This is a genomic window from Paenibacillus sinensis (genome assembly GCF_019904155.1).
Lineage (GTDB): Bacteria > Bacillota > Bacilli > Paenibacillales > Paenibacillaceae > Paenibacillus_AQ > Paenibacillus_AQ sinensis.
Map to the genome: position 1 here is coordinate 16006 of NZ_JAHCMB010000116.1, position 22817 is coordinate 38822.

The following is a 22817-nucleotide window of genomic DNA, read 5'->3' on the forward strand; positions in this document are numbered from 1 at the left end:
AGGGAGTTTTTTATGTGGAACATGGGAAGTCAACAATTGTCAGGCCATTTTATTGGACCAGCCCGGCGTTCTCCAACTGATGAGATGGTTCTTCTTCGGAATCCAGCCACCAGCTGTAGCCATCCCTGGCAAGCAATTCATTAGCAGCTTCAGGTCCAAAAGTTCCCGCTTCGTACAGATGCAGCTTCGTCGCATTTTGTGCAAATGCCTGAAGAACCGGCTCTACCCACCGCCACGCCTTCTCCACCTCTTCAAAATGCGCGTAATAGCTGGAGTCTCCCTGCAGCGCGCCCAGAATCAGATTCTCGTAGGCCTCCGGAAGTTCCCTCCCGCTTGGAGATAGATCAATCTGGACCGGTTTCGGTCCGGCAAGAGGATTGTCGATGACATTCAGTTGTAGGGAAATCCGCTCATCCGGATTCATTTCCAGAATCAGCAGGTTGGAGCTGGGGCCGCTGCCCAAGGAAACCGAACCTGCAACTGGCTCTTTGAACTCAATGACGATCCTTGTGCCTTTCTCTTTCAATCTTTTTCCCGTCCGGATATAAAAAGGTATTCCCCGCCATAGATCATTGTCGATCTTCAATCTGGCCGCTACAAACGTCTCGGTCGTTGAATCCGGAGAAATCCCGTTCTCGCCCTTGTAGCCCGGAACCTCCACACCATCGATGCTTCCTGCCGTGTACTGCCCCCGCACAATATCCAGTTCCATATTCTCCTGAATGACTGGAACGAGGTCCTCCATCACCTGTTTCTTCTTCAGCCGAATCTCCTCATGGGAGCCGGATGCCGGAAGCTGGATGGCTGTCATCATCATCAGCTGCAGCATGTGGTTCTGGAACATATCTCTTAAAGCGCCGACATGGTCGTAATAGCCCGCGCGTTCTTCCACTCCGACGGTTTCGCCTGCCGTAATCTGTACATTGGCGATAAGCTGGTTTTTCCACAACGCCTTGATCATCGGATTGCTCTGCCGCAGAGCCTGAAATTCCTGAAGCATTGGCTTGCCCAGGTAATGGTCGATAATAAAGATCTCAGCTTCCGAAAAAGAGGCGCTCAGCTTCCGGTTAAGCTCCCGTGCCGTCTGCAGATCGCTCCCGAAGGGCTTCTCGATCACCAGACGTTTCCAGCCCTGTGTAATTCCAAGCCCGCCCGCTTGAATATTCTCGGCTATCGGTCCGAAGAACTCCGGTCCTACCGAAAGGTAGAACAGGCGATTGGCCGGACGTCCCAGCCCTTGCTCCCATTCTTCTATTTCGCCCAGCAGCTTATGATAATCCTCAGTCTGTCCGATATCCAGCACGCTGTACCGGAACAAACTCTGGAACTCCTTCAGCATTTGAGGGTTATGGCTCCCCCGTCTGGAGAAGCGGCCGATCGACTGCTCGATGTTCTCTCTAAAGATTTCGTCACTCCACTCTCTTCTTCCAAGCCCGATTACAGAAAAATCACGGGGAAGCAGGCGGTCCATGAACAAGTTATATAAAGCGGGATATATTTTTCGCTTCGCCAAATCTCCTGTGGCGCCGAATAAGATCAATGTCGTTGGCTCCATTCCTCTCACCCTTTCAAAGCCGGCTCGTTTCTTTAAATTTTGTTTTCTAAAAAGCTGGCTTACTTTTTGTAATAACACTATAATACGTTTGTTGGCTATATACGTAATTGATAAAACAAAGAGGTGCCATAAACCGTGTCTATGACCAATAACAATGAGCTGTATAAAGTCTTCTATTGGGCAGCCAAAACGGGAAGCTTGACCCAGGCGGCCAAAATCCTGTTTCTTACCCAGCCAAGCGTCAGCCATTCCATTAAGCAGCTGGAGGACAGCTTCGGCATGACCTTGTTTCAGCGCAACTCCAAAGGCGTCGTCCTTACCCAGGAAGGCGCCCAGCTCTTTTCCTATATTGAACAATCGCAAATACTGATCTCACTGGCTGAGAAGAAAATGGCCGAACTGAAAAATCTGGAGAGCGGAGAGCTTCGGATCGGCGGCAGCGACTCCCTCTTCAAGCATTTCCTGCTTCCGTATCTGGAGCGTTATCACCGGGAGTACCCGGACGTAAGTCTGCATCTCAACCATGGCACAACGCCGGAGGTCATCCAGTTTCTCAAAGAGGGCAAGATTGATCTGGGCGTCGTCCGCACCCCTATTCTGGACCCGCAGCTGACCGTGATGGAGAGTTATGGGCTGAAGGATTGCTTCGTCGCGGGCGACAAATACGCCAAGCTGAAAGGACAGGTTCTGACGCTGGATCAGCTGCTGCGGTACCCGATTATTTTGTTCTCCCGCAACAGCCGGGCACGGACGGCGATCACGGAGCTTGTCGAGCAGCAGGGTTATCAGCTTACGCCGGATATCGAAGTCGGCAGCGTGGATCTTCTGATTGAATTTGCCCGGAGAGGACTCGGGATCTCCTACATTACCAAAGAGTTTGTCACAAATGAGCTGCAGGACGGTTCCCTGTTCGAAGTAAGCCTCAATGTGGATCTTCCGGCTTCCAAGGCCGGCATTATGACGATACGGAATGTGCCTTTATCAAGTCCGGCGGGCAAATTTCTTGAGATTATGAGCGAATAGCGGGCGACAGACTCAAAGGGTACATGCAGAAAAAAGAACGGCAGCCAGTCGACAGCCGCTCCGGTTCCAGTGTATTCTAATAAAAGACTATAACAATAATCTTTTGGAATACCGATATTAGAAAGAGGTTCCTAAACCGCAAGGAGGGAGTGCCATTGAAGCGAAAAGAAAAAAATATTAGCCCTTCCGAGCTTGTTGTGATGAAGGTATTGTGGGAGGAAGGGCGCTGCCCGGCCAGCGTCATCGTTGAGCGTGTGACGAAGCAATCCACCTGGCATTTTCGAACGGTGAAGACCCTTCTTCGGAATTTGGTGGCTAAAGGCTTTGCAGGCTATACCGTGGATGAACGCGACAGCCGGATTTATTATTATGTTCCGCTTGTGGAGGAGCAGCAATACCTCCAGCAAGAGCGGGAGCAATTTCTTCAAATGTATTACGGCGGGGACCGAACCTCCCTGTTGGCCGGGTTTCTGAAGGATAGCGGCGGCTTATCCAAGGACGAGGCGGCGAAACTTAGAGAGATGCTTGAAGCCAGCTCCCAAGAGGATTGATCCATGGACATGCTGTTACCCATGCTTTTCTTGAAAGGATTAGAGCTAAGTCTTGCGGGTACCGTCATCGCTTCCATCGTGCTGTTCCTCCGACGCTTCGGGCGCCGGCTCTTGAGCCCCCGTGTCATGTGTTGGCTGTGGGCGCTGCTTCTTGTGAAGCTTCTCCTTCCATTCAATCTGCCCAGTGCTGCCAGTATTGAGAATTGGACAGACCCGTATCTATATGGAGAAAAGTATGGTGTGGGCAACCTGCTGACTGCCGCAGGCAATAGCTGGAGCGACATTAGTGAACGGATGGCCCCCCAGCAAGCGGAAACGCCCGCCTACAAGGACATGCGCATGTATCAAAATGGCAAAGAAACCCTGGTGTCTCTGCCAGCCGCTAAGCAGGAATTGGTTCGCTCTCTTCGTGCCCACACCGGAATGACGGAAGTGGAAACAGCTTTAGCGGTAATCTGGATTGCCGGTGCGCTAATAGCGGCGGGCTGGAGCCGATGGCGAAGCCGGGGCGTCAGGCGGCTGATCCGCAACGCCCTCCCCTACGACAGCGAGGATCTGAGACAGCTTCTGGACGCTTGCCGCCAGGAGGCAGGTATCCGCAGACCGATCCGGCTCATGCGGTCAGCTCTGCCCTACCCTGCACTGCATGGATGGCTCCGGCCGGTTATTTTGCTTCCCTATGACAGCAATAAAGCTTACCGGCGAGAGGAACTGCGTCTGATCTTCCTGCATGAGCTAATGCACCATAAGCAGATGGATATTCTTCTATTCCGTCTGGCCCACTTCTTGCAGTTGGTTCATTGGTTTAATCCTCTGCTCCGACTGGCATTGAGACGGTACGGAGACGATCTGGAAATACGCTGTGATGGGCAGGCGCTGAAGCTGCTGGATCGGGAGGAAGGACTCCGCTACGGGATGCTTCTTGTGCATCAAGGGGAGCTGAATCTTGGTCCTGCTCCACATAGTCCGGGAGTCTACTGGCTGTCCAGATCGTCTCAGCTCAGGCAGCGTATTAAGCATATTGCCCTACATATCCGTCATTCAGACGGTGGTAAGCGCAAGCTGCTGTTGCGGTATGCAGCCGGGCTCGCGCTCGCACTTCTGCTGGCGTCTATCCTGCTTCCTGCCAATAACATGTATGCCGTCCTCCGCAACGCTCAAACCCCCATGATATATGGGTATTGGCTGGAGAACGGCGCAAGTCCGCGGGATGAAGCCGTGCTGAATAGTATGGCGGAGCAGGCAGCAGGGCTTGGTACGGACTCTTCTACGGTCCGCTTGATCTATAAGGCAGAGTATAAAGCTTCCCTCTTCCGCCATACCTGGAATCGAATGCGTCTGTTGGCTGAAACGGACAAGCATCCTTGGTCTATACAAGTGAATACCCGGCCTATCCGGGCTGCTGTTCAGGAACGAAATATTCAGGACGGGCAAGTTCTCCTGATGCTGCAGTATCCTTACGCTCCGATCAAGTACTGGGGCTTCGGCATCGGCAAGGGAATCATGACCGACCTGCCCAGCCTGAAGCTGCTGGACCACATCAAGCTGTATTGACTGACGCTTAACCCGCATGTGTGGAGTGAAGCGTCTTTCATACCAAAATAGACTATACTTATAGTCTGTTATTCAAGTCTCTATTTTCTATTCAGAAAGGAAGATGAAGAGTATGATCCAAAGTAATTCTGTAGACAATTCCTCCTGTACCTGCAAGCACTTCCCTATCTCTACCGGCGCAGTTAATCGGACGAATGAAAACCAGCCCTCCTTCAGCCAGTATTTAGCCCCCCTGCTGTCGGGGATGATTTCGCCTTTCGGTATTCAAAGTCAGGACTCGTCCTCCAGTTTGTCCAGTATGCTTCCGTTCACGGGTTATTCCTCTTATATGCCCCAGCTTGCAAGCCAATCGGATAGCTTAAATGGCAGCACCATGGCTCTTCTGGCCCTGCTGCTGGGTGCTGGAAGCAGCGCCTATATGCAGCCCTATTACGGATATCGAAACACTTCAACACTCGGCTATCTGCAACCGGGTACTTCCCGAATCGACCTCAAGCGGTAGATCGAAGAGAATAAGAACAGGAGCGAATCATGCAGAGCATCTGCTCGACTTGATTCGCTTTTGTTGGTTTCCGGACGAATTGGGAATTCACTTCACCCTTGCCCCTTGTGGCTGACGGACATCATCTTGGTGTGCCTGATGGCCGGATGTGCGAAGGCTGAATGATCGGGCCTTCGGTTTCAGATCATCAACAGCTGCTCAACATCCGCATTCAACACAAATAAGGCCCGCAATTGCCTTAGCAACTACGAGCCTTATTTATAAGTTGATGCGGTCGAGAGGACTCGAACCTCCACGGGGGGTTAGCCCACACGGACCTGAACCGTGCGCGTCTGCCAATTCCGCCACGACCGCATATTTCGAACCGCTTCATTTCGCGGCCACAAGATAGATCATACCATGCAGGGAATTCAGAGTCAACTCATTTTTAGTGCCGCTGCTTGAATAGCTAAAAAAAGGCAGCTATGCGAAATCAATCCTCCGCATAGCTGCCTTTTCAAATGCCTTATTGCGATCCCGGTTGATTCAGCTTCAACTCCGGTGCATCACCTAGATCAATCCCGCCGCCTTCAACGCGCGGTTGAGCAGTGCGGCCGTCTCTTCACGAGTGACACCGGCTTTCAGGTTCAGATAACCGCCTTCCCCTTGAAGAAGATTAAGTTCTATACCCAATGCTGCGGATTCACGAGCAAAGGCTGGAACGGCTGCACCGTCCTTGAACTTGGACAGCTCTGCCTGCACTGCATCTGCTCCGCCGGCAGATTCAAGATTGGCCAGCTTCAGCGCACGGGCAAGCACGACGGAGGCCTCGCCGCGGCTGATCGGGCTGTTCGGCTGGAAACCGCCGTTCTTATAGCCGTTGATGAGGCCATAACCGGCGGCAACCGATACTGGTTCAGCGTACCAGGCAGCTCCGGACACATCCGTGAAGGAAGCTGTCTGCCCGTTTACGGAAGAGAGTCCTTCCGTCCGCAGGCCGAATGCCCGGACTACAGCGGCCGCGTACTCGGCACGCGTAATACCACGCTGCGGTTCAAACCGGTTGTTCCCCGTACCTTCCAGAATGTAACGGGAATCCATCTCTGCGATATCCTGCCGACTCCAGCGCCGTTCTGTATCCAGAAATGCGGTAGCCGGTTTCCATACAAGAGCGTACGTACTGTTCGTCAAGCTGTTGATCGACGCCGTGTAACGTCCGTTCACAACCGTTACCTTGGTCGGAATATGGGACACCGTTCCGTCGCTGTTGAGGACGACAGCCGTAGTGATTTGGGAGCCATCCATACCTTGAGGCAGGATAATGGAACGTTCTACATAAGCGCTGAACCGGTTGATGTTCACGCTATTGCCGTTATAGACTGCCTTGATGTTAAACTCCAGCGTCGGCCCCATAATTGTGTAGTCCTGCTTGCTCGCAGATGCCTCAAGTGCCTGGACATCAGCCGGTTTTGCACTGCCCAGCTCGATGCTGAGCTTGATGTCGGATAACTGCTGCGGATGGCCGAGGCTTGAAGAGATATCATCGATTTTTAACAGATTAGCAGGCAGATTGTATACCCCTTTATCCGTTACAATTTGCAAGAAGGATTGTTTAGATTCCAGCACCTTGACCAATTGTCCATTAAGCTCGACAACTACGGAATCCGCCGGATTCGTATACCCGATCAAGACGTTCTGCTTGTTCTCTGTCAGCCCTCTAATGACCTTATCATTATCAACTTCGATCATGGCCTGCGTTCTGCCGTTCTGCTCGTTCATACGTACCGTTGCGGACAATTCCTGAGCAACGCCGTCGATGACAACCTTAATGCCTGCGGCTGTGGACGGAGCAGAAGGATTCGGAGCTACCGTCGGCTCGGAGGTCGGAGACGGCGTAGGGCTTGCTTCCGGCGATGGACTCGCTTCCGGCGTCGGAGTCGGAGGCAAAGCTTCCTCCTGACGTTCGATCTCGACTTGGTATTGTTTCTCCGTCACACCGTCCTGGGCAAGCGCCGAAACCGTAATAACATTGGCGCCTACCTCAAGCGCGATAGTCTCTCCATTATAAGGAAGGCCGTTAACCAGCAATTTCGCCCCGCTGCCGTACACCGAAGCAGTAACAGTCGTGCTGTACACGCTGTTGGCTACAGTTGCCGTGTAGGAGAGAATATCCGGATCAAAATCGGGAGCAAGGGCGACCGATTGCAGCTGAAGCGACGTCAATCCCGCTGCACCTGAAGGCAGAATGGTCACCAGCACCGTTCCCGCTACCGGTGCAGACTTGCCATCGGTAACCGTATAAGTGAAGCTGTCGCTGCCAATTGCGCCTAGCTCAGGCGTATAGGTAAAAGCACCGCTTCCAGCCTGCGCCTGTCTGACTGTCCCCTGAGTCCCTTGCGAGGTAATCGTATAGGTCAGAGTATCTCCATCGAGGTCACTTCCTGGAAGTTCGCCTGCAAAGTACGTTCCGGAAGTAACGCTAAAGCTCAAACTGCCAGCGGTCGGAATCCGGTTTGGCTCAAGAGTCGTGAACGAAATCTCGGCGCCGTAAGCGACCCCGACCTCATTAACGGCATAAGCTCTGGCATAATAAACGGTGTTTCCGTCAAGCCCGTTAAGGGCAGCGCTGAACGTTCCCGCTTCGGCAGACAGTCCGGCCACAGCCTTCGCGTCGCTGGTTGTCGGTTCCGGAACGGTTCCGTACACAACGCCGCGCTCCGTAACCGGATCACTGCCGACGGAAGTTACTTCAGCTTCGATCACGGCCGAATCGGAGGTGATGTCCGTTGCTGCTCCAGTAACGATCAGTGGCCGCGATGCGGGCACTCGTTTGTACACGCCGTCCCGGGAGCAGATAAAGAATGTATTGTCTTTGAAAAATGCAGCTCTCAACGAAGCGGAAGAAAGTGATGTCGTACTCCACTGCATACCGTTGTTGGAGAAAGCCACAACGCCATTATTGGAGGATACGGCCATATATTGTCCTGCTCCGAACGCGAAAGAAACGAAGTTGGCGGCATAGCCGGTGCCATTCATCAAATCTCCGCTTATAGACGCTTCAATAGTTGGAATATCCGATCCCTGCGGGCTCTTGTAAATTTTCCCCTGACTTCCGCCTGCCAGAACCAGACTGCCATCCGAGTACAAGCGGTTGAGATTGCTTCCAATGCCCGAAGTATTTGTCGTCCAGGAGGCTCCATCAGCTGATGTTACAATGTTGCTGGTGACATAATCAGCTGTTGTAAGTCCGATAAAGCTACCATTTAAATATTGCACATCATTGATTCTGCCGAGACCCGAAATTCCGGCGTTTGTCCAGAATACGCCATCCGGGGACTTGAGAAATCCGCCTCCGTTGGAGGAAGCCAGCCAATAATTACCGTTCCCATAAGCAACCGTCGAAAAAGCATAGGTGGAATAAGTGTTGGCGCCCGTACCCGCCGTCCATTGTCTGCCGTCATCCGACATCAGCACAAATGCTTTCGGGCTTGTCTCAGGCACTGAATCTCCCCGGTTCGTTCCGGCGAAGAACTTGCCATTGACAAAGGTAACGAAAGCAAATGAGCGAAGAGATAAAGCGGACACGTCGATATTTTGCCATGACAGAAGGTCGTCAGAGACGGCCAGGTTCCCTGCCGATGTTACGCCTACATATGTCCCATTGCCGAACGCCACGCTCTCCAATCCTGTTGTCGAGACTTTGCTCCATTTGTACAGGCTTGCCGCTTGAACATCGCTGGTTTGAAACATGGATATTAATCCCAGAAACAAGGTAAAAAGAAGAACCAGTGAATGATTTCTGCGCTGTCTAATCGTCATGCTTCTTATTGTGCCCCTTTCACTTCCGAACCGGATGATTTCTAAATAACTGTTTGATTCACTGACGTTCTTCTGCCTCTGATTCGTCTTCTCCCCTCCTATAACATTTGCCTTCCGGCACAATAAATAGTGCCAATGGCCTAAGTTTAAGAACATATTATATTTATCGACACTTTCGTTTTTAAATTAAGTTATTTTTTATAGTCCTTGCATTTTTATCTGAAAAAGCTGCCGTCTACTCGGAAAGACTGAGCCTTAAGCACTTCATATTCGAGTATTGATAGCCTGCAGCCTCGTAGAACGCCAGCGCACGTGCGTTGCCGGAGTCGGCCAGCAGAGAAATACGCAGAAATCCATGGGACTTAGCATATTCCACAATCTGTTCCATAAAAAAACGGCCGCTTCCCTTACCCCTTTCGCTCCCTGCCACGATAAAATCCTCCAGCTGGATGACAGAGCCTCCTTCGACTGTGCTGAACACGAACACCAAATTGACCATCCCGACAACCCGATCCTCGCGCTTAAGAAGCAGCAGCCTGCCCCGGTCAGGGTGATCCAGAATCAATTTCAGTCCCTTTCTCTGCTTCCCGGCATCGCGAATACCGGCAAAATCCTGTTCTATGGCGAATAATTCGTCAAGAAGCAGGCACATCTCTTCCACATTCTCCTCACAAGCTTCCTCTACCCGCAGCATCATTGATACCCCCTGATTTTGATCGTTTCATGCTTGCCATTGATTGGCTGCTTTCTGTCGATCCTATCATATATCATGATCTCAGCACCATAACGGCTTATGGGAATAACATTTTTTTCATAAAATAACGGTTAAATCTTGCTTCGGATAACATCAGCATGTATAATGAGAACAAAGGTTCGTATCCTATATAACGAGGTGATTCAGATGGCGGCAACAGCCAAGGTCAATCGCAATCAGGAAGCAACCCAGGAGGAACTGTCACTTGTCAGAAGTTATCTGCTGCTAACGTTCATTCATAAGGTCTTCGAACGTGATTGCCGGGCGATCGGCAAGAGCGGCCTGTTCAAGATGCCCCAGCTATATATGGAAATGGTCTCCATCGGAGCCAAGAAGACGGCCTTAATGCTTCAGGAAGTGAAACGGGAGCTTGAGAGTGCAGACATCGTCATTTCGACCATCCGCCAGGATCAGCACGGCGTGGAAGCCCAGTACAAATGCCGGGGAACCGCAGGAGATGTGTGCATTGAGTGGCCGAGCTTCCGCCGTGAGATGACGGTTCGTATGCGTGCCTATTTGGGATTGGCCGGCGAATTCCAAACTAACGCCCGTGATGAGAAGGTTATTCCGTTCGCCTTGTCCATCAGTTAGAGTGATTTTTGCTTGAGATGATGATGACCAATATGATGACCCTCAATACTTGCACAAAGGCAGCTCTTGCGATTGCAGGAGCTGCCTTTGTAGTTACTGCTGTCCAAGAAGATTAGTAACAGTTCCTCCATCCGCCCGCTTGACATATACATATGTAAAACCCGATTCCATGCCGAATGCGGGGATTGGAGGGGTTATCATGAACAAATACTGGAGCGAGACGATCAAGGGCATTGTCCCTTATGTTCCGGGAGAGCAGCCGCGCGCGGGCAGAGTGGTGAAGCTGAACACGAACGAGAACCCGTATCCTCCTTCCGAAGCTGTACTGGAAGCCATGAAAGCTGCCATTACCGACAGGCTGAAATTATACCCCGATTCGAACTGCACGCTTCTTCGGCATGAGGCAGGCAGTTATTACGGCATCTCGCCGGATATGATTTTTGCAGGCAATGGCTCGGATGAAATCCTGGCCTTCTGTTATAAAGCATTCTTCGATCCGGGTGATTGTCTTCTCATTCCCGATATTACGTATAATTTCTACGAGGTCTATGCCGATCTCTTCGGAATCCGCTACCTTTCCGTCCCGCTGGCAACGGATTTCGAGGTTCCGGTCCAAGCATTCAGAAGCGCATGCGACGGCATTATTCTGGCCAATCCCAATGCGCCGACAGGTAAAGCGCTGCCCCTCACAGCGATTGAAGATCTGGTCAAAAACCACCCGGAGGCGGTCATCATTGTGGATGAAGCCTATGTCGATTTCGGCGCTGAGTCCGCGCTCCCGCTGCTCCCCCTGTACGACAATCTCCTCGTCGTCCGCACGTTCTCCAAATCCCGCTCGCTGGCCGGTCTGCGCATCGGGCTTGCCATGGGCCATCCCGATCTGATTGAAGCGCTGATCCGGGTCAGAGACTGCGTGAACTGCTTCACCGTCGACTGGATCGCACAGGCGGGAGCCATTGCGTCCCTGCGGGATGAAGCAACCTTCCGGCGCAATCTTGCTTCCATAACGGGCACCCGTAGCAAGGCGACCTCCCGGCTGCGCACAGCCGGCTTTAAGGTCATTGACTCCAGCACGAACTTTCTGATGGCCTCCTGTCCCGGTCTACCCGCGAAGGAATTATATGAAGCGCTGCGAAGCCGCAACATGTTTGTCCGCTTTTTTCCCAAACCGCGTATCGACCAATACCTGCGAATTACGATTGGAACAGATGAAGACATGGATATTCTGCTTGATGCCCTGATTGACTTGACGAAGACCATGGGAATCAAGTAACCGGGAATACAACAAGACGGCCGTGGAGCTCATGGCTCCCGGCCGTCTGTTAGATTAACCAAAGATATTGGGGCGATTATCGGAAAAAGGCTGAATGATGTACCCCCGGTCCAGCTTCACGACCCGGCGGTTGGGCCGGCGGATCATCACCTGGCTGTCATCCCAGGCGATTACGATGCCAACGACATCGTTGCTCTCCAGCGCATCGCGGACAACGCGGACCTTCTCGCCCGACAGACGATACTCATTCAGCTGTTCGTCGCTGATCATACGGGTTCTCCTTCATCTGATATTATAAAAAAGACCGCAATGATGGTCTCATTGGGGTCTTTTCAAATAACGAGATTTGCATGAAATCATGCTTCTCGAACGTGTTTGACTTATATCAGCGCTTCATTCTTCTCGAACCAGAAGTCAAGCACTTTAGCAGACATCACCCGTTGTTCCAGATACTCCACTTGTTTGGTTGTGAAATTCGCTCTCCAGTCAAATTCAAGCTCTTCGCACAGACCCGCGATTGTCAGAAGCTCCGACCACGCAACATAGCGTTTGTACCAGAAAAATTGAGGATGTTCGATCATATAGGGATACAGATCGTCAAACTCCGTGTGTTTGCAATCGAGAGCACGCTCGAAGTGATCCTTGGCCTCGGTTAATTTATCAATAAAGAATTGCTCTGTCACCGGTTCTTTCCCCATTGTGACGCCTCCTCTCCTATGTCTGCCCTTATTATAAAGGAAAATGATTGAGGTGGAAAGCAATTGTTAGAAAATTAGGCTTTGTTCGCTGTTTCGTCACGATTTGTAACTTGTCAGGTTACGATTCAAATTCGACTCTTCCACCGGCAAGCGATTTGATCTTAGCCAGCGATTCCAGGCGGACTCCCTGCTCCCGGATCGTCCGTGCCCCGGCCTCAAAGCATTTCTCTACCACGACGCCCATACCCACCAGCTCGGCGCCCGAGCGGTTGATGATCTTGATCAGTCCGCGGGCGGCGTCGCCATTGGCGATAATATCGTCAATGAACAGGATTTTATCATCCGGCAATATGAACTGCCGGCTGATCATAATATCCGTAACAATCCCTTTTGTGAAAGATGGCACCCGCTCGCAGAGGGCATCGGGATCGGCCAGCAGCGTTTTTTTGCGCCGGGCGAAGACCAGGGGAACCTTCATTTCATAAGCGGTGGCAAAAGCGGCTGCAATCCCCGAGGATTCCACCGTTACTACCCGGGTAACTCCCTGATCGGCAAACAATCTTGCGAACTCCCGCCCCATTTCCATTGTGAGCTCAGGATCGACCTGATGGTTCAACAGCCCGTCTAGCTTCAGCACCTGGTCGGAGATGACGACCCCTTCCTCCAAAATCCGCTTCTTCAATAATTCCATGACGCTAACGCCTCCATTATCCATTGTTCTGCACCGTTCGTCTCCGCCAATCTAAGGTAATAGCGGAGTCATGTCCTTCTGCTCATCATCATAACCTGTACTATGCGGATGACACAAGCATATCCGCCGGCATAGCTGCAAATTGCCGCCGCTATGAACCGTTGAGGAGGGCAGTTATGAAACAAACGCTGCGGACACTGCAAATTGCTTTTACCTATATAGGAACCATCGTCGGAGCCGGATTCGCTACCGGCCAGGAAATTCTCCAGTTCTTCACTCAATACGGGCGATGGGCTGTGCTGACGATTGTACTCTCAATGGGATTCTTCATATGGCTGGGTACCAAAATGATGGTCCTCGCCCGCCGGATCGGGGCGGAGTCGTATGAAGACTTCAACCGTCACTTGTTCGGCCGGAATACGGGCTCTGTCATCAGCCTGTTCACAATGGTCATTCTGATCGGAGTGAACAGCATCATGCTGGCTGGAGCGGGAGCCATCTTCCAGGAGCATTTGGGGCTGCACTATCAGACCGGTCTGATTCTGACTGTCATCGGCTCCTATTTGCTGCTCAAGCGAGGCATATCCGGCATTTTGCAAATGAACAGTATCGTTGTCCCGCTTATGCTGGCACTCTCGCTTCTCATTATTTTCAACACGGTAGGACATCCCGGCGCATACCGCTTCATGACGATGATTACGGAACAAAGTCCTGTTGCCGCATGGATGTCGCCCTTTCTGTATACCGCATTCAACCTCGGCATGGCGCAGGCCGTGCTTGTCCCGATGGCGCACCAGTCGGACAGCGAGCGTCCGCTGATATGGGGAGGAATTATTGGCGGTCTCGGCATCGGCTTCATGCTGATGGCTGCGCATTATGCCATGAGCGCGCACATGCCGGGCATCCTGCAGTATGAAATCCCGATGGGCAGCATCGCCTTCGGTCTAGGCCCACTGGTGCGCCTGATCTATTTGCTGCTCATATTTCTGGAAATATTCAGCACATTTGTCGCCGATATTTACGGGGTTACATTGCAGCTTGAACAGCGCACCCGCTACTCCATGGCAGTTATCACACCTGTTGTCATGCTGCTCTGCTACATATTCAGCCAATTTGGCTTCAGTTCGCTGCTTGCGCTGTTCTATCCCCTGTTCGGAGCGCTTTCGCTGGTCTGGGCGGTCAAGCTGATCCTGGCTCCATCCCGTCCACCAATCGCTTCAGATGGACCCGATAAAGCCCCTTCCTCATCTTCTGTTGCCGACACTGTTCACGACACAGTTCCCGGTCCCGCCAGGAAATAACAGAGCCGCAGCCGGCTGAGGAACCCAATTGAACTCTTACAGACAACAAGCCGCCCATAGGCGGCCCCGTGTCGTTTGAGTCATACCATGATGATCCATATTGTATCCCGGGCGAACGCTGATTACTTGAAAAAACCTATGCGATTCGGTTCATCGCAGTCCACTGCTATCCGGTGCCCGCAGCTCTACTTATCGGCCTCCGACTGCAGCTGTAGATAAGTCTTCTTGAGTTCATTCGCGATCCGGGTCAGCGAGTACTGGTTCTTCGCCTTCTCCCAGGCCGACCGGGACAGCTCATAGCGATAGGAAGGATCTGTGATGACCTTCTCCAGCGCATCGGCCAGCGCCGTCACGTCATCGGGCTGTACCAGGAGGCCGTTCACGCCGTCCTCGATCTGTTCGGGTATGCCGCCGACTTCGGTTCCGACCAGGGCCAGACAGCTCAGTGCAGCCTCAGCGAAGACGGAGCCAAAGGCCTCCGCCCGGGATGGAAGCACAAAAATATCGAAGAAAGGCATAAATTCCTCGGGATGCAGCGTATACCCATAGAAGATCGTTTCATTGTAAATGCCGAGCGATCTGGCCAGATTCTCAAGATCCGCACGGGACGGTCCGTCCCCGATAATATGCAGCACATATTCGAGTCCCCGCTGCTTCAGTTCGGCGCACGCCCGGAACAGCACGTCAATTCCCTTGGCGGGAACAAGCCGCGTAACGGTTACCAGCTGCGGAACGTCATTCTCATGGGGAACCGGCTTGAATCGTTTCTCGTCAAATCCGTTCGGAATCACTTGGATGTGCTCGGGGTTATCCGTATAATGAGACATGTATTCCGCAAAAGAGCGCGACACCGTCATCAGCCGGTCGCTGACATGCTCCAGTTCTCTGTAAATGGAGGTCAGGAACCGGTGCTCCGGCCCGTCCTCGGCAATTTTACCGTTAAGGATCAGCTCGCGTTCGTAGCTGGAGTGGAAGGTCTGAACGAGCGGAACATCCGGGAATACCTTCTTCATCGCCAGTCCGGCGATCGGATGATGCGCATGAATCAGATCATAATGCTTGTTCAGGCGCAGCTTCGTCCACCATAAATAATCGCGGTACGTCTGAATATATTTCTGCACAACCGGACTGTCTCCGTATGGAGTCCAGTCAAAGGTTTCAAACACGATTTCCTCGGTGCCTTTGCCGCGGATTCGTTTGGGCAGCCAGAACAGCTCCATGTCCCAGCGGCTGGAATGAAAGCGTTCCTGCAAGTACGGAATCATGGAAGATACGCCGCCTGGTTGTTCCGGCGGGAAGAATAGCGCTTGCAGCAGATTCATTGGTAAGTCCCCTTTTCTCTTGTATGAAGCAAAGGCCCACCCGGGCTGCGGTCGGCATGACGCGGCGTTCCCGCTTCGGCTCTTATTGATCATATAAGCATGCGGTAAATGAATTGCCGGGTTCCCCAAAAAGCGGGCTGTGGCCTTGCCCGGCTATTTCGTTATAGTTTAGCATATGTACATTGACCCTTGTTTCAGTTCCTTTATTCAATTTTATCGGCATCTCACCCAAACGGCAATATACAAAACCCCACCCCTGTTCAAAGGAGATTAACGCAATGACAACAGCAGGCCTTCCCGGCGCATACACGAAAATGATTGAAGCCCAACTGGGAAGCGAAACCAGCGCCTTTCTGGCCACCTATAACAAGCCCCGTACCCAGGGGCTGAGAATGAACGGCTTAAGGACCCGGACCGAACAGGGCACCCTGGCCGCAGATAAAGCCGGCAGGATGTTCAGTCTCTCGCCTGTTCCCTGGTGCCCCGGCGGTTATTACTACGAAGAACCCTCAAGACCGGGACGCCATCCCTATCACGCAGCCGGTCTGTACTATGTTCAGGAGCCTTCGGCCATGTCCGCCGCCGTGATGCTGGACCCCCGGCCGGGCGAGACGGTGCTGGATCTGGCCGCCGCACCGGGGGGCAAAACCACGCACATCGCCTCGCTTATGCAGGGCCGGGGACTGCTCGTCTCCAATGAAATCCATCCGGAACGGGCCAGAATTCTGTCGGAGAATGCGGAGCGGCTCGGCGTTCCGAATGCCCTGGTCACGAGCGCTGCTCCGGACGAGCTTGCCGCCCGGTTCCCGGAAGCCTTCGACCGGATCATGCTGGACGCTCCCTGCTCGGGGGAAGGCATGTTCCGCAAGGACCCGGACGCCATCGCCGAATGGTCGCCGGAGCATGTGGAAATGTGCGCCGCGAGGCAGTGGGATATCATTCAGGCGGCCTATACCATGCTGAAGCCAGGCGGCGTATTGGCTTATTCCACCTGCACCTTCAACAAGCAGGAGAACGAGGAGCTGATCGCCAGAGTGACCGCCCGCTATCCCGGAATGAAGCTGCTGGAGACGAAACGCCTGTGGCCGCATCATGAGAAAGGCGAGGGGCATTTTGTCGCGCTTCTTCGGAAAGAAGCAAGTGCTGCCGAGCAGACTGGGTCCTCCACCGCACGCAAGCGGTCCGGCAGACGTGAGAACCGTTCCGGCAAAGGCTCCGCCGGCGGTACAGTCGCCGCTCAGACGGCGCTCCGTCAGTTCCAGGAATGGGCCGCGGCCGAGCTTCCGGGCTTCCTGCTTCAGGGACATCCGCTCCTGTTCGGCGACTCGCTCTACCTGCTGCCGCCTGAATTCGGGTCTTCCTTCTCGCCGGATGTGCTGAACGGCCTGCGGGTTCCGCGGGCCGGTCTGCATCTCGCCCATTTGAAGAAGAACCGGATCGAGCCGGCTCACGCGCTGGCGATGGCGCTCCAACCCGATCAGACCGGACGCGCCCTGAACCTTGCTTCGGATGGACCCGAAGCTGCCGCATGGCTGCGCGGCGAGAGCCTGAATGTGCCGCCGGACCTGCAAGGCTGGACGCTCGTTACCGTGGACGGCCTGCCGCTCGGCTGGGGCAAGGCGAGCGGCGGCCAGCTTAAGAATCATTATCCGAAGGGGCTGCGCCAGCCCTGACACAGCCTTGATTGCTGCTTTTTAGATCCTCAACAACATACAACAGCGGCAGACCCGGGATGTCAAGATTTCGCCCCATGTCTGCCGCTGTATTTTTTATATGGAAGCTCAAAGCCAGCCGTTCGTTAACCCGCACGATAACCCGCACGGTGAAGCGTTATTTTACGCCGGCTACCGCAATCCAGCGGTCATTCTCCCGAATCCGGACTTCCGGGAAGCTGGCAGCAGTGAACAGGCTGCGCATGGAGTCTTTATCCTTATACCGATTCATATGATAATGGATTTTGTACAGTTCAGAGATAATGATGAAGGTTCCACCGTCCTTAAGCGCGCGGTAAGCTTCGCTGACCCCTTTTTCCAGATCGGGCCAAAAATAATGGGTCTGTACCGCTGTAATCAGATGAAATGACCCGTCATCGAACGGCAGAGCCGCCACGTCGCCCTGTACTACGGAAACTTGGCCGCTGCGAACACCGTCAAGATTGTTGCGGATCGAAGTCTCGACCGCCTGCGCCGAATAGTCCACGCCGAAGACGGACAACTGGTCGCCCAGACCTGTCAGTATACGCAGCATCTGGCCTCCCCCGCAGCCAATGTCAAGAACGCTGCCTTCCGCAGGCACCGCAATACCGGACAAGCCCCACCTGCTAAGCGAGATATGGGCGCGATTCATGATCGTGATCATGATTTTGCCGACCGTTCCCCGCGGATTGCCAGCCTGCCGGATTAACGGTTTTAGTATTCCTATGCGCATGACCTCCGTTTATTGATGCAGACGGCCTGATACACGATATTCAATGGGAAGCTTTAGGAGCTTCATCCTGACAGCATTTAAGACAGACAGTACTTCTTCAGCGCAGCCGATACGCCATGCTCGTTGTTCGTCCCGGTAATAGCGTCTGCCGCCGCCTTGACCTCAAGGGGAGAATTGTCCATCGCCACTCCTAAGCCCGCGAACGTCAGCATCGAAATATCATTATAGTAATTGCCGACCGCCAGCACTTCCTCGCGTTTGATTTCGAGGCGCTCCGCCAGCATTTTGAGAGCGTTGCCCTTGGATGCCTCGGGATGCATGAAATCGATGAAAAAATCGCCGCTGCGCTGTATGCTGAACGCCGGTCCCCAGGTGCTCCACTCGCGCTCGGCTTCCGTAATCTGTTCGATCGTGGAGAAGACGGTGAATTTGACGATAGGCTCCCGGAAATCCTCCCATGCCGGCAACGACGCTGGCATCAAATCGAGCCGTTCATACATGTACAGCGCTTCCTCCGCCAAAAACTCCACGTTATCAACGTAAAGATCGAAGGCTGTGTTCACATCAAAATGCATGCCATGCTCCCGGCAGTAAGCGATGTAAGGGTCCAGCCCCCGTCCGTCCAGCCCGAATTGATGAAGAACCGTCAGATCGTCGCTCTGCAGCAGAACGGCTCCGTTGTCGGCTATGACATAACCGGAGAGACCCAGCTCCTTCATGACGGGGATAACGTTCTTCGGGTTTCTTCCCGTGCACAACACGATCCGGGCTCCCTGGCGGATGACCTCCGCAACGGTCTCTTTATTCTCCGCACTCAGCAGATGGTCGTCATTCAGCAGTGTTCCATCAACATCCAGCGCGATCAGTTTGTATTTCATGCTCCACCATCCTCGTATCTTCTCTCTTATCCGCTCATTATAACCCGGGGTTTACCGGTTTGCATCATCATCAGTTACAGACTCGCGCCCAGAAGCTTCAGCTCCTCCTCCGTCAGCTCCCGATATTTCCCTTCAGGCAGGCTCTCGTCGAGAGATAAATCACCCATCGATACCCGTTTTAAAAAGATGACTTTTTTGCCGACCGCCTGGAACATCCGTTTAACCTGATGGAACTTCCCTTCGGTGATCGTCAAGGAGATGTGCGAGATGACGACGCTCCGGCGCTCCCGGCTCAGAACGGTCAGCTTGGCCGGAAGCGTCATATAACCGTCATCCAGCTCCACCCCGCGGGCAAAAGCCTCTACATCACCCGTTCCGACCTCGCCCTCTACCGTCGCCTCATACGTCTTCGGCACATGCTTACGCGGGGACAGCAGCTCATGAGCCAGCGCTCCGTCGTTCGTCAGCAGCAAAAGTCCAACCGTATCCTTGTCCAGACGGCCTACAGGAAACGGCTCAAACGCCGCATCCTTGTCGTCCAGCAGATCCAGCACCGTCCTGTCCCGGCGATCCTCCGTCGCTGACAGGACGCCGGGCGGTTTATTCATCATGAGATAAATATGCTTGCGGAATAAGACCCGCTCACCGGATATCTCGATCACATCCTGGTAAGGATCGACATGAGCTCCGCTGTCTTTGACGATCTCGCCGTTCACTGTAATGAGTCCCATCTTCGCCTGTTTGCGAAGCTCGGTGCGGCTTCCGTAGCCGAGGTTTCCCAGCATCTTGTCAAGCCGCAGCGTGCCGTTATTGCCGCCCTTGTCTTTCTTCGCCGCCATCTATGTCCACCTCCATCCGGCAGGATATTCGTTCTTGAGGATTCCGTCCTGCCATTTGCCCCAGCCAAGGCTGTATCCGTCTACGCAGACCAGTACATAGCCCTTGGGCGAAGCTCCGGGCGCCACATTCAGCCTCTCCGCAGGGACTGACAGCGTCTCACCCTTCAGATACGAGACTGCTTCGGGCCCGCTTCCGTCCAGATTAAGGCTCCGCAGGCTTTCCTCCGGCTTAAGCGCCGTCGCCAAAGGATGGCCCGGCACAAAACGGCCGGACCGGTTCTGTCCCATATACCAGCCGGGACGAACGGTCTTGAGTCCGTTCAGCGCCTCCCCTGGCAGAGGGGACAGATACAGATGCTCCCCGAACCAGACGGGGAAGCCCTCCGGCTCCCGGGCAAGCTGATCCCGGAGAAAAGCGCCATACACGGCCGGGCCGTCCCCGCCCGCCGCAGCCCCGCTTCTCCGGGCATCGCCGCGCCCGGAGGATCTTCCGGCAGCAGCGCCGCGGCCTGCCGGAGTCTTATCCCGGCGGACCGGACCGGAGCCGCCGGTCTCCCGGCTGCGGCCGCCTCCTGTGCGGGGCGGCGGCGCAGACGCCAATGCGCGGCCCCGCAGGTCGGCCGCGCGCTCCCCAACCGCGGCGCCCGCAGCTGTGCTGGCGTCTGCGCTCTCTGCCGTGCCGGTATGCTTTAGCACGGCGATAAAGTGGCCCTCGCCCTTCACCTTATGGGGCCACAGCCGGGCCGTGCCCGGGACAGGGGCGAAGCCGGGCGAGAAAGAACCGGTTCCGCCCACGGGAACGACCTCAAACTCCCGATGGGCCGACAGGAATTCAAATATCCCGCCTTCGTTCTCCTCGGGAGAGAAGGTGCAGGTGGAATAGACGATCGTCCCGCCCGGCTTGAGCGCACGGGCAGCTGCCGCCAGAATCTCCCGCTGCATGTCCGCATATTTCAGCGGAGTCTGCTCGTCCCACTGGCGCACCATATCCTCGTCCTTGCGGAACATACCTTCACCGGAACAAGGAGCATCGATCAGAATCCGGTCGAAGCCCTGCGGGAAAGCCGCCGCAATCCGCTCGGGGCTTTCATTGAGCACAATCGCGTTGCGCGCTCCGGCCAGCTCCAGATTTTTGGCCAATGCCTTCGTGCGCTCCGCATTCAGATCATTGCTGACCAGAAGGCCCATGCCCTGCAGCTTGGCCGCAATCTGCGTCGACTTGCCTCCCGGAGCGGCGCATAAATCCAGCACACGGTCGCCGGGCGTGACGCCGAGCAGCTCCACCGGAGACATGGCGCTGGGCTCTTGGATGTAATACAGCCCGGCATGGTAATACGGGTGCTTGCCCGGTCTCGCGCCTTCCTCCGTGTAAAAGCCTGTCCCGCACCAGGGAATCGGCTCCACCTGAAATGGCAGCAGCCCGAGCAGGGCGTCAGCCGATATTTTCAATGTATTGACCCGGATACCTGTATAGGGAGCCTCATTGTAAGTCTCCGCGAAATCCTCGTATTCCGGTCCCAGCAGATCCTTCATTCGTTCGATGAAGGAGCGGGGAAGTTGTACCGCCATGAAGCCGCCTCCCGGTTATGTTGTAAAATGGATACAGGTTCAACTATATGGATGACCCATTTCAGGTTTGAATAATTAGATTTGAATAATTAGATTTGGATAATAAGACTTGAATAGTACAGTTTGAACAGCTAAGGAACACCCGGATTCGGGTGTTCCTTAGCTACAGGATATGAATAATCGCGCTTACCGCCGCTCCACCGGCACGGAAGGCGTCCGTTGCGGCCCCCGCCGCTGCGGAAGACTCGGCTTAAGGGCTTCTCCGGCGGCAGCAACCGCCGCTCTCAGATTCTCATCAACGATCGGAATCGTCAGATCACGGTACTCGAAGGGCTTCACGTCGAAGCTGTTCAGCCTCCGGATATACCCCCTTACCTCTTGGAGCAGTGCATCCAGCCGGATGCCCAGCGTCTCGGCGGGATAATCCCGCAGCCTTGCCTCGGCGCTCTCCAGCATCAGCCTTGCGCCCCGTATATTGCCGTCCCGGAAGTGATACAATCCGACGGCAACCTGGAGAAGCCCCTTGTACAAAGGATTCCGTTCCGTGGCCAGCCACAGCTTCTCCAGCACTTCATGGCATTCGAAATAATCGCGGTCCCGGTTGAAATAGACGAGGTAAGCCACGTACAGCGGATCATACGCCATCCGCATCATTGCCTTTCTTCGCCCGGGATATCATGCCCCGGATTCGCTCCAGGAGCACTTTCATCGCCACCATGTCCTGGCGCTGCCAGATGACATTGAATTCCTCCTGGCAGCGGATCGCCTCGTTGACCAGGTGATAAAAATACAGCTGATGGATCGCCTGCAGCACCTGAGTCGTTGTGTTGGAATTATCCTCAAACGTCCGCTGAGCGTCCAGAATTTCCTCTCGTATGCTGGACATCTCGGAATCCAGGATGGATGCGGCCTCCGCGGCCGTCTTCAATCGAAGCCTGATTTCATCCGGCAGGCTCTCCCGGTATTTATAATTCAGGGAATGCTCGATGGTCGCCCAGAAATTCATGGCAAGGGTCCGGATTTGAATTTCGGCTAGCACGATCTTCTGTCCGAGCGCGGTCTGAACCGGATATCGGATGATCATATGGAAGCTGCGATAGCCGCTCTCTTTATAATTGGTAATATAATCCTTCTCGTATACCACTTCCAGATCCTTGCGGGCCCGAATATATTCCGCTACCCGCCGGATATCCTCCACGAACTGGCACATGATGCGGATTCCCGCAATATCCTCGATTCCCTGTTCCAGGTCTTCCATCTTGACATTCAGCCGCTTGGCTTTTTCCAGAATGCTGGACAGCCGTTTGACACGCCCGGTCACGAATTCGATCGGAGTATATTCTTCGCGCTTCTTGAGCTCTGCGCGCATCGTCTTGAATTTGACCTTCAATTCTTCCACTGTCTGTTCATAAGGAAGCAAAAACGTAGCCCAATCCCTGCCGTCCATCGTCCATCCTCCTGTCCCTAACTCTTTCTGCCCGGAATTGGCCT

The 22817-nt window shown here is 54.0% G+C and carries 21 protein-coding genes and 1 tRNA gene; 8 read left to right on the forward strand and 14 right to left on the reverse strand.

The genetic code is table 11. The annotated features are described in order from the left end of the window. Positions 1-49 precede the first annotated feature (49 nt). The gene (gene zwf, locus KIH86_RS11335) at positions 50-1555 is read right to left on the reverse strand and encodes a glucose-6-phosphate dehydrogenase (protein ID WP_223088515.1); all 1506 of its coding nucleotides are present in this window, start codon (positions 1553-1555) and stop codon (positions 50-52) included. A gap of 141 nt (positions 1556-1696) precedes the next feature. On the opposite strand from zwf, the gene KIH86_RS11340 reads away from it, so the two are divergent. The 4 genes from KIH86_RS11340 (at position 1697) to KIH86_RS11355 (ending at position 5185) form a co-directional block, all read left to right on the forward strand. Further along, the gene (locus KIH86_RS11340) at positions 1697-2578 is read left to right on the forward strand and encodes a LysR family transcriptional regulator (protein ID WP_223088590.1); all 882 of its coding nucleotides are present in this window, start codon (positions 1697-1699) and stop codon (positions 2576-2578) included. A 155-nt stretch (positions 2579-2733) separates the two neighbouring features. After that, a complete protein-coding gene (locus KIH86_RS11345; protein WP_223088516.1) occupies positions 2734-3129 on the forward strand; it encodes a BlaI/MecI/CopY family transcriptional regulator in 396 nt (131 codons plus the stop codon). Positions 3130-3159: 30 nt separating this feature from the next. Next, complete coding sequence (locus KIH86_RS11350) at positions 3160-4683, forward strand: M56 family metallopeptidase (RefSeq protein WP_223110481.1); 1524 nt, start codon at positions 3160-3162, stop codon at positions 4681-4683. A 112-nt stretch (positions 4684-4795) separates the two neighbouring features. Then, complete coding sequence (locus KIH86_RS11355; protein WP_223088518.1) at positions 4796-5185, forward strand: hypothetical protein; 390 nt, start codon at positions 4796-4798, stop codon at positions 5183-5185. A 269-nt stretch (positions 5186-5454) separates the two neighbouring features. On the opposite strand, the gene KIH86_RS11360 is transcribed toward KIH86_RS11355, so the two are convergent. The 3 genes from KIH86_RS11360 to KIH86_RS11370 form a co-directional block, all read right to left on the reverse strand. Then, a tRNA-Leu gene (locus KIH86_RS11360) sits at positions 5455-5539 on the reverse strand. 195 nt (positions 5540-5734) lie between these two features. After that, a complete protein-coding gene (locus KIH86_RS11365) occupies positions 5735-8914 on the reverse strand; it encodes an S-layer homology domain-containing protein (RefSeq protein WP_223088519.1) in 3180 nt (1059 codons plus the stop codon). A 304-nt stretch (positions 8915-9218) separates the two neighbouring features. After that, positions 9219-9677 carry a GNAT family N-acetyltransferase gene (locus KIH86_RS11370; protein ID WP_223110482.1) on the reverse strand — a complete coding sequence of 153 codons (459 nt, stop codon included), beginning with the start codon at positions 9675-9677 and terminating at the stop codon, positions 9219-9221. Positions 9678-9842: 165 nt separating this feature from the next. Here KIH86_RS11370 and KIH86_RS11375 point away from each other — a divergent pair, with 165 nt between their 5' ends. Further along, positions 9843-10328 (forward strand): hypothetical protein, encoded by a 486-nt coding sequence (locus KIH86_RS11375; RefSeq protein ID WP_235775371.1) that lies wholly within the window; start codon positions 9843-9845, stop codon positions 10326-10328. A 199-nt stretch (positions 10329-10527) separates the two neighbouring features. Next, the gene (hisC, locus tag KIH86_RS11380) at positions 10528-11601 is read left to right on the forward strand and encodes a histidinol-phosphate transaminase (RefSeq protein WP_223088522.1); all 1074 of its coding nucleotides are present in this window, start codon (positions 10528-10530) and stop codon (positions 11599-11601) included. A gap of 54 nt (positions 11602-11655) precedes the next feature. Here the strand turns inward: hisC and KIH86_RS11385 are convergent, their stop codons facing one another. From KIH86_RS11385 to KIH86_RS11395, 3 genes are all read right to left on the reverse strand, one after another. Further along, positions 11656-11871: a hypothetical protein gene (locus tag KIH86_RS11385; RefSeq protein WP_223088523.1), complete on the reverse strand. Its 216-nt coding sequence runs from the start codon at positions 11869-11871 to the stop codon at positions 11656-11658. A 110-nt stretch (positions 11872-11981) separates the two neighbouring features. Further along, a complete protein-coding gene (locus tag KIH86_RS11390) occupies positions 11982-12299 on the reverse strand; it encodes a hypothetical protein (RefSeq protein ID WP_223088524.1) in 318 nt (105 codons plus the stop codon). Between the two features lie 118 nt (positions 12300-12417). Next, positions 12418-12990 (reverse strand): xanthine phosphoribosyltransferase, encoded by a 573-nt coding sequence (locus KIH86_RS11395; protein ID WP_223088525.1) that lies wholly within the window; start codon positions 12988-12990, stop codon positions 12418-12420. A gap of 176 nt (positions 12991-13166) precedes the next feature. Here KIH86_RS11395 and KIH86_RS11400 point away from each other — a divergent pair, with 176 nt between their 5' ends. Beyond that, on the forward strand, positions 13167-14291 hold the full coding sequence (locus KIH86_RS11400) for a YkvI family membrane protein (RefSeq protein WP_223088526.1): 1125 nt from the start codon (positions 13167-13169) through the stop codon (positions 14289-14291). Between the two features lie 185 nt (positions 14292-14476). On the opposite strand, the gene KIH86_RS11405 is transcribed toward KIH86_RS11400, so the two are convergent. Beyond that, complete coding sequence (locus KIH86_RS11405; RefSeq protein ID WP_223088527.1) at positions 14477-15613, reverse strand: glycosyltransferase family 4 protein; 1137 nt, start codon at positions 15611-15613, stop codon at positions 14477-14479. A gap of 278 nt (positions 15614-15891) precedes the next feature. Here KIH86_RS11405 and KIH86_RS11410 point away from each other — a divergent pair, with 278 nt between their 5' ends. After that, on the forward strand, positions 15892-17286 hold the full coding sequence (locus tag KIH86_RS11410) for an RsmB/NOP family class I SAM-dependent RNA methyltransferase (protein ID WP_223088528.1): 1395 nt from the start codon (positions 15892-15894) through the stop codon (positions 17284-17286). Positions 17287-17443: 157 nt separating this feature from the next. On the opposite strand, the gene KIH86_RS11415 is transcribed toward KIH86_RS11410, so the two are convergent. The 6 genes from KIH86_RS11415 to KIH86_RS11440 form a co-directional block, all read right to left on the reverse strand. Then, positions 17444-18040, reverse strand: a complete 597-nt coding sequence (locus KIH86_RS11415; protein WP_223088529.1) for a class I SAM-dependent methyltransferase — start codon at positions 18038-18040, stop codon at positions 17444-17446. Between the two features lie 77 nt (positions 18041-18117). Further along, on the reverse strand, positions 18118-18918 hold the full coding sequence (locus tag KIH86_RS11420; protein WP_223088530.1) for a Cof-type HAD-IIB family hydrolase: 801 nt from the start codon (positions 18916-18918) through the stop codon (positions 18118-18120). Between the two features lie 74 nt (positions 18919-18992). Further along, complete coding sequence (locus KIH86_RS11425) at positions 18993-19757, reverse strand: pseudouridine synthase (protein WP_223088531.1); 765 nt, start codon at positions 19755-19757, stop codon at positions 18993-18995. Further along, positions 19758-21326 (reverse strand): RsmB/NOP family class I SAM-dependent RNA methyltransferase, encoded by a 1569-nt coding sequence (locus KIH86_RS11430; protein ID WP_223088532.1) that lies wholly within the window; start codon positions 21324-21326, stop codon positions 19758-19760. Between the two features lie 186 nt (positions 21327-21512). Then, positions 21513-21980, reverse strand: coding sequence for a DUF309 domain-containing protein (locus KIH86_RS11435; protein ID WP_316503387.1), 468 nt, complete (start codon positions 21978-21980; stop codon positions 21513-21515). Continuing rightward, entirely contained in the window at positions 21961-22773 is an 813-nt protein-coding gene (locus KIH86_RS11440; protein ID WP_223088533.1) for a GTP pyrophosphokinase, read from the reverse strand. The genes KIH86_RS11435 and KIH86_RS11440 overlap by 20 nt, the downstream gene beginning before the upstream one ends. Positions 22774-22817: the final 44 nt, after the last annotated feature.

Bases quoted from the DNA above. Each gene is read 5' to 3' on its own strand.
- KIH86_RS11385 (WP_223088523.1), bottom strand. From the start codon at position 11,871: ATGATCAGCGACGAACAGCTGAATGAGTATCGTCTGTCGGGCGAGAAG.
- hisC (WP_223088522.1), top strand. From the start codon at position 10,528: ATGAACAAATACTGGAGCGAGACGATCAAGGGCATTGTCCCTTATGTT.
- KIH86_RS11405 (WP_223088527.1), bottom strand. From the start codon at position 15,613: ATGAATCTGCTGCAAGCGCTATTCTTCCCGCCGGAACAACCAGGCGGC.
- KIH86_RS11355 (WP_223088518.1), top strand. From the start codon at position 4,796: ATGATCCAAAGTAATTCTGTAGACAATTCCTCCTGTACCTGCAAGCAC.
- KIH86_RS11400 (WP_223088526.1), top strand. From the start codon at position 13,167: ATGAAACAAACGCTGCGGACACTGCAAATTGCTTTTACCTATATAGGA.
- KIH86_RS11390 (WP_223088524.1), bottom strand. From the start codon at position 12,299: ATGGGGAAAGAACCGGTGACAGAGCAATTCTTTATTGATAAATTAACC.
- KIH86_RS11420 (WP_223088530.1), bottom strand. From the start codon at position 18,918: ATGAAATACAAACTGATCGCGCTGGATGTTGATGGAACACTGCTGAAT.
- KIH86_RS11370 (WP_223110482.1), bottom strand. From the start codon at position 9,677: ATGCTGCGGGTAGAGGAAGCTTGTGAGGAGAATGTGGAAGAGATGTGC.
- KIH86_RS11365 (WP_223088519.1), bottom strand. From the start codon at position 8,914: ATGTTTCAAACCAGCGATGTTCAAGCGGCAAGCCTGTACAAATGGAGC.
- KIH86_RS11395 (WP_223088525.1), bottom strand. From the start codon at position 12,990: ATGGAATTATTGAAGAAGCGGATTTTGGAGGAAGGGGTCGTCATCTCC.
- KIH86_RS11340 (WP_223088590.1), top strand. From the start codon at position 1,697: ATGACCAATAACAATGAGCTGTATAAAGTCTTCTATTGGGCAGCCAAA.
- KIH86_RS11410 (WP_223088528.1), top strand. From the start codon at position 15,892: ATGACAACAGCAGGCCTTCCCGGCGCATACACGAAAATGATTGAAGCC.
- KIH86_RS11375 (WP_235775371.1), top strand. From the start codon at position 9,843: ATGAGAACAAAGGTTCGTATCCTATATAACGAGGTGATTCAGATGGCG.
- KIH86_RS11435 (WP_316503387.1), bottom strand. From the start codon at position 21,980: ATGATGCGGATGGCGTATGATCCGCTGTACGTGGCTTACCTCGTCTAT.
- KIH86_RS11430 (WP_223088532.1), bottom strand. From the start codon at position 21,326: ATGGCGGTACAACTTCCCCGCTCCTTCATCGAACGAATGAAGGATCTG.
- KIH86_RS11440 (WP_223088533.1), bottom strand. From the start codon at position 22,773: ATGGACGGCAGGGATTGGGCTACGTTTTTGCTTCCTTATGAACAGACA.
- zwf (WP_223088515.1), bottom strand. From the start codon at position 1,555: ATGGAGCCAACGACATTGATCTTATTCGGCGCCACAGGAGATTTGGCG.
- KIH86_RS11425 (WP_223088531.1), bottom strand. From the start codon at position 19,757: ATGGCGGCGAAGAAAGACAAGGGCGGCAATAACGGCACGCTGCGGCTT.
- KIH86_RS11415 (WP_223088529.1), bottom strand. From the start codon at position 18,040: ATGCGCATAGGAATACTAAAACCGTTAATCCGGCAGGCTGGCAATCCG.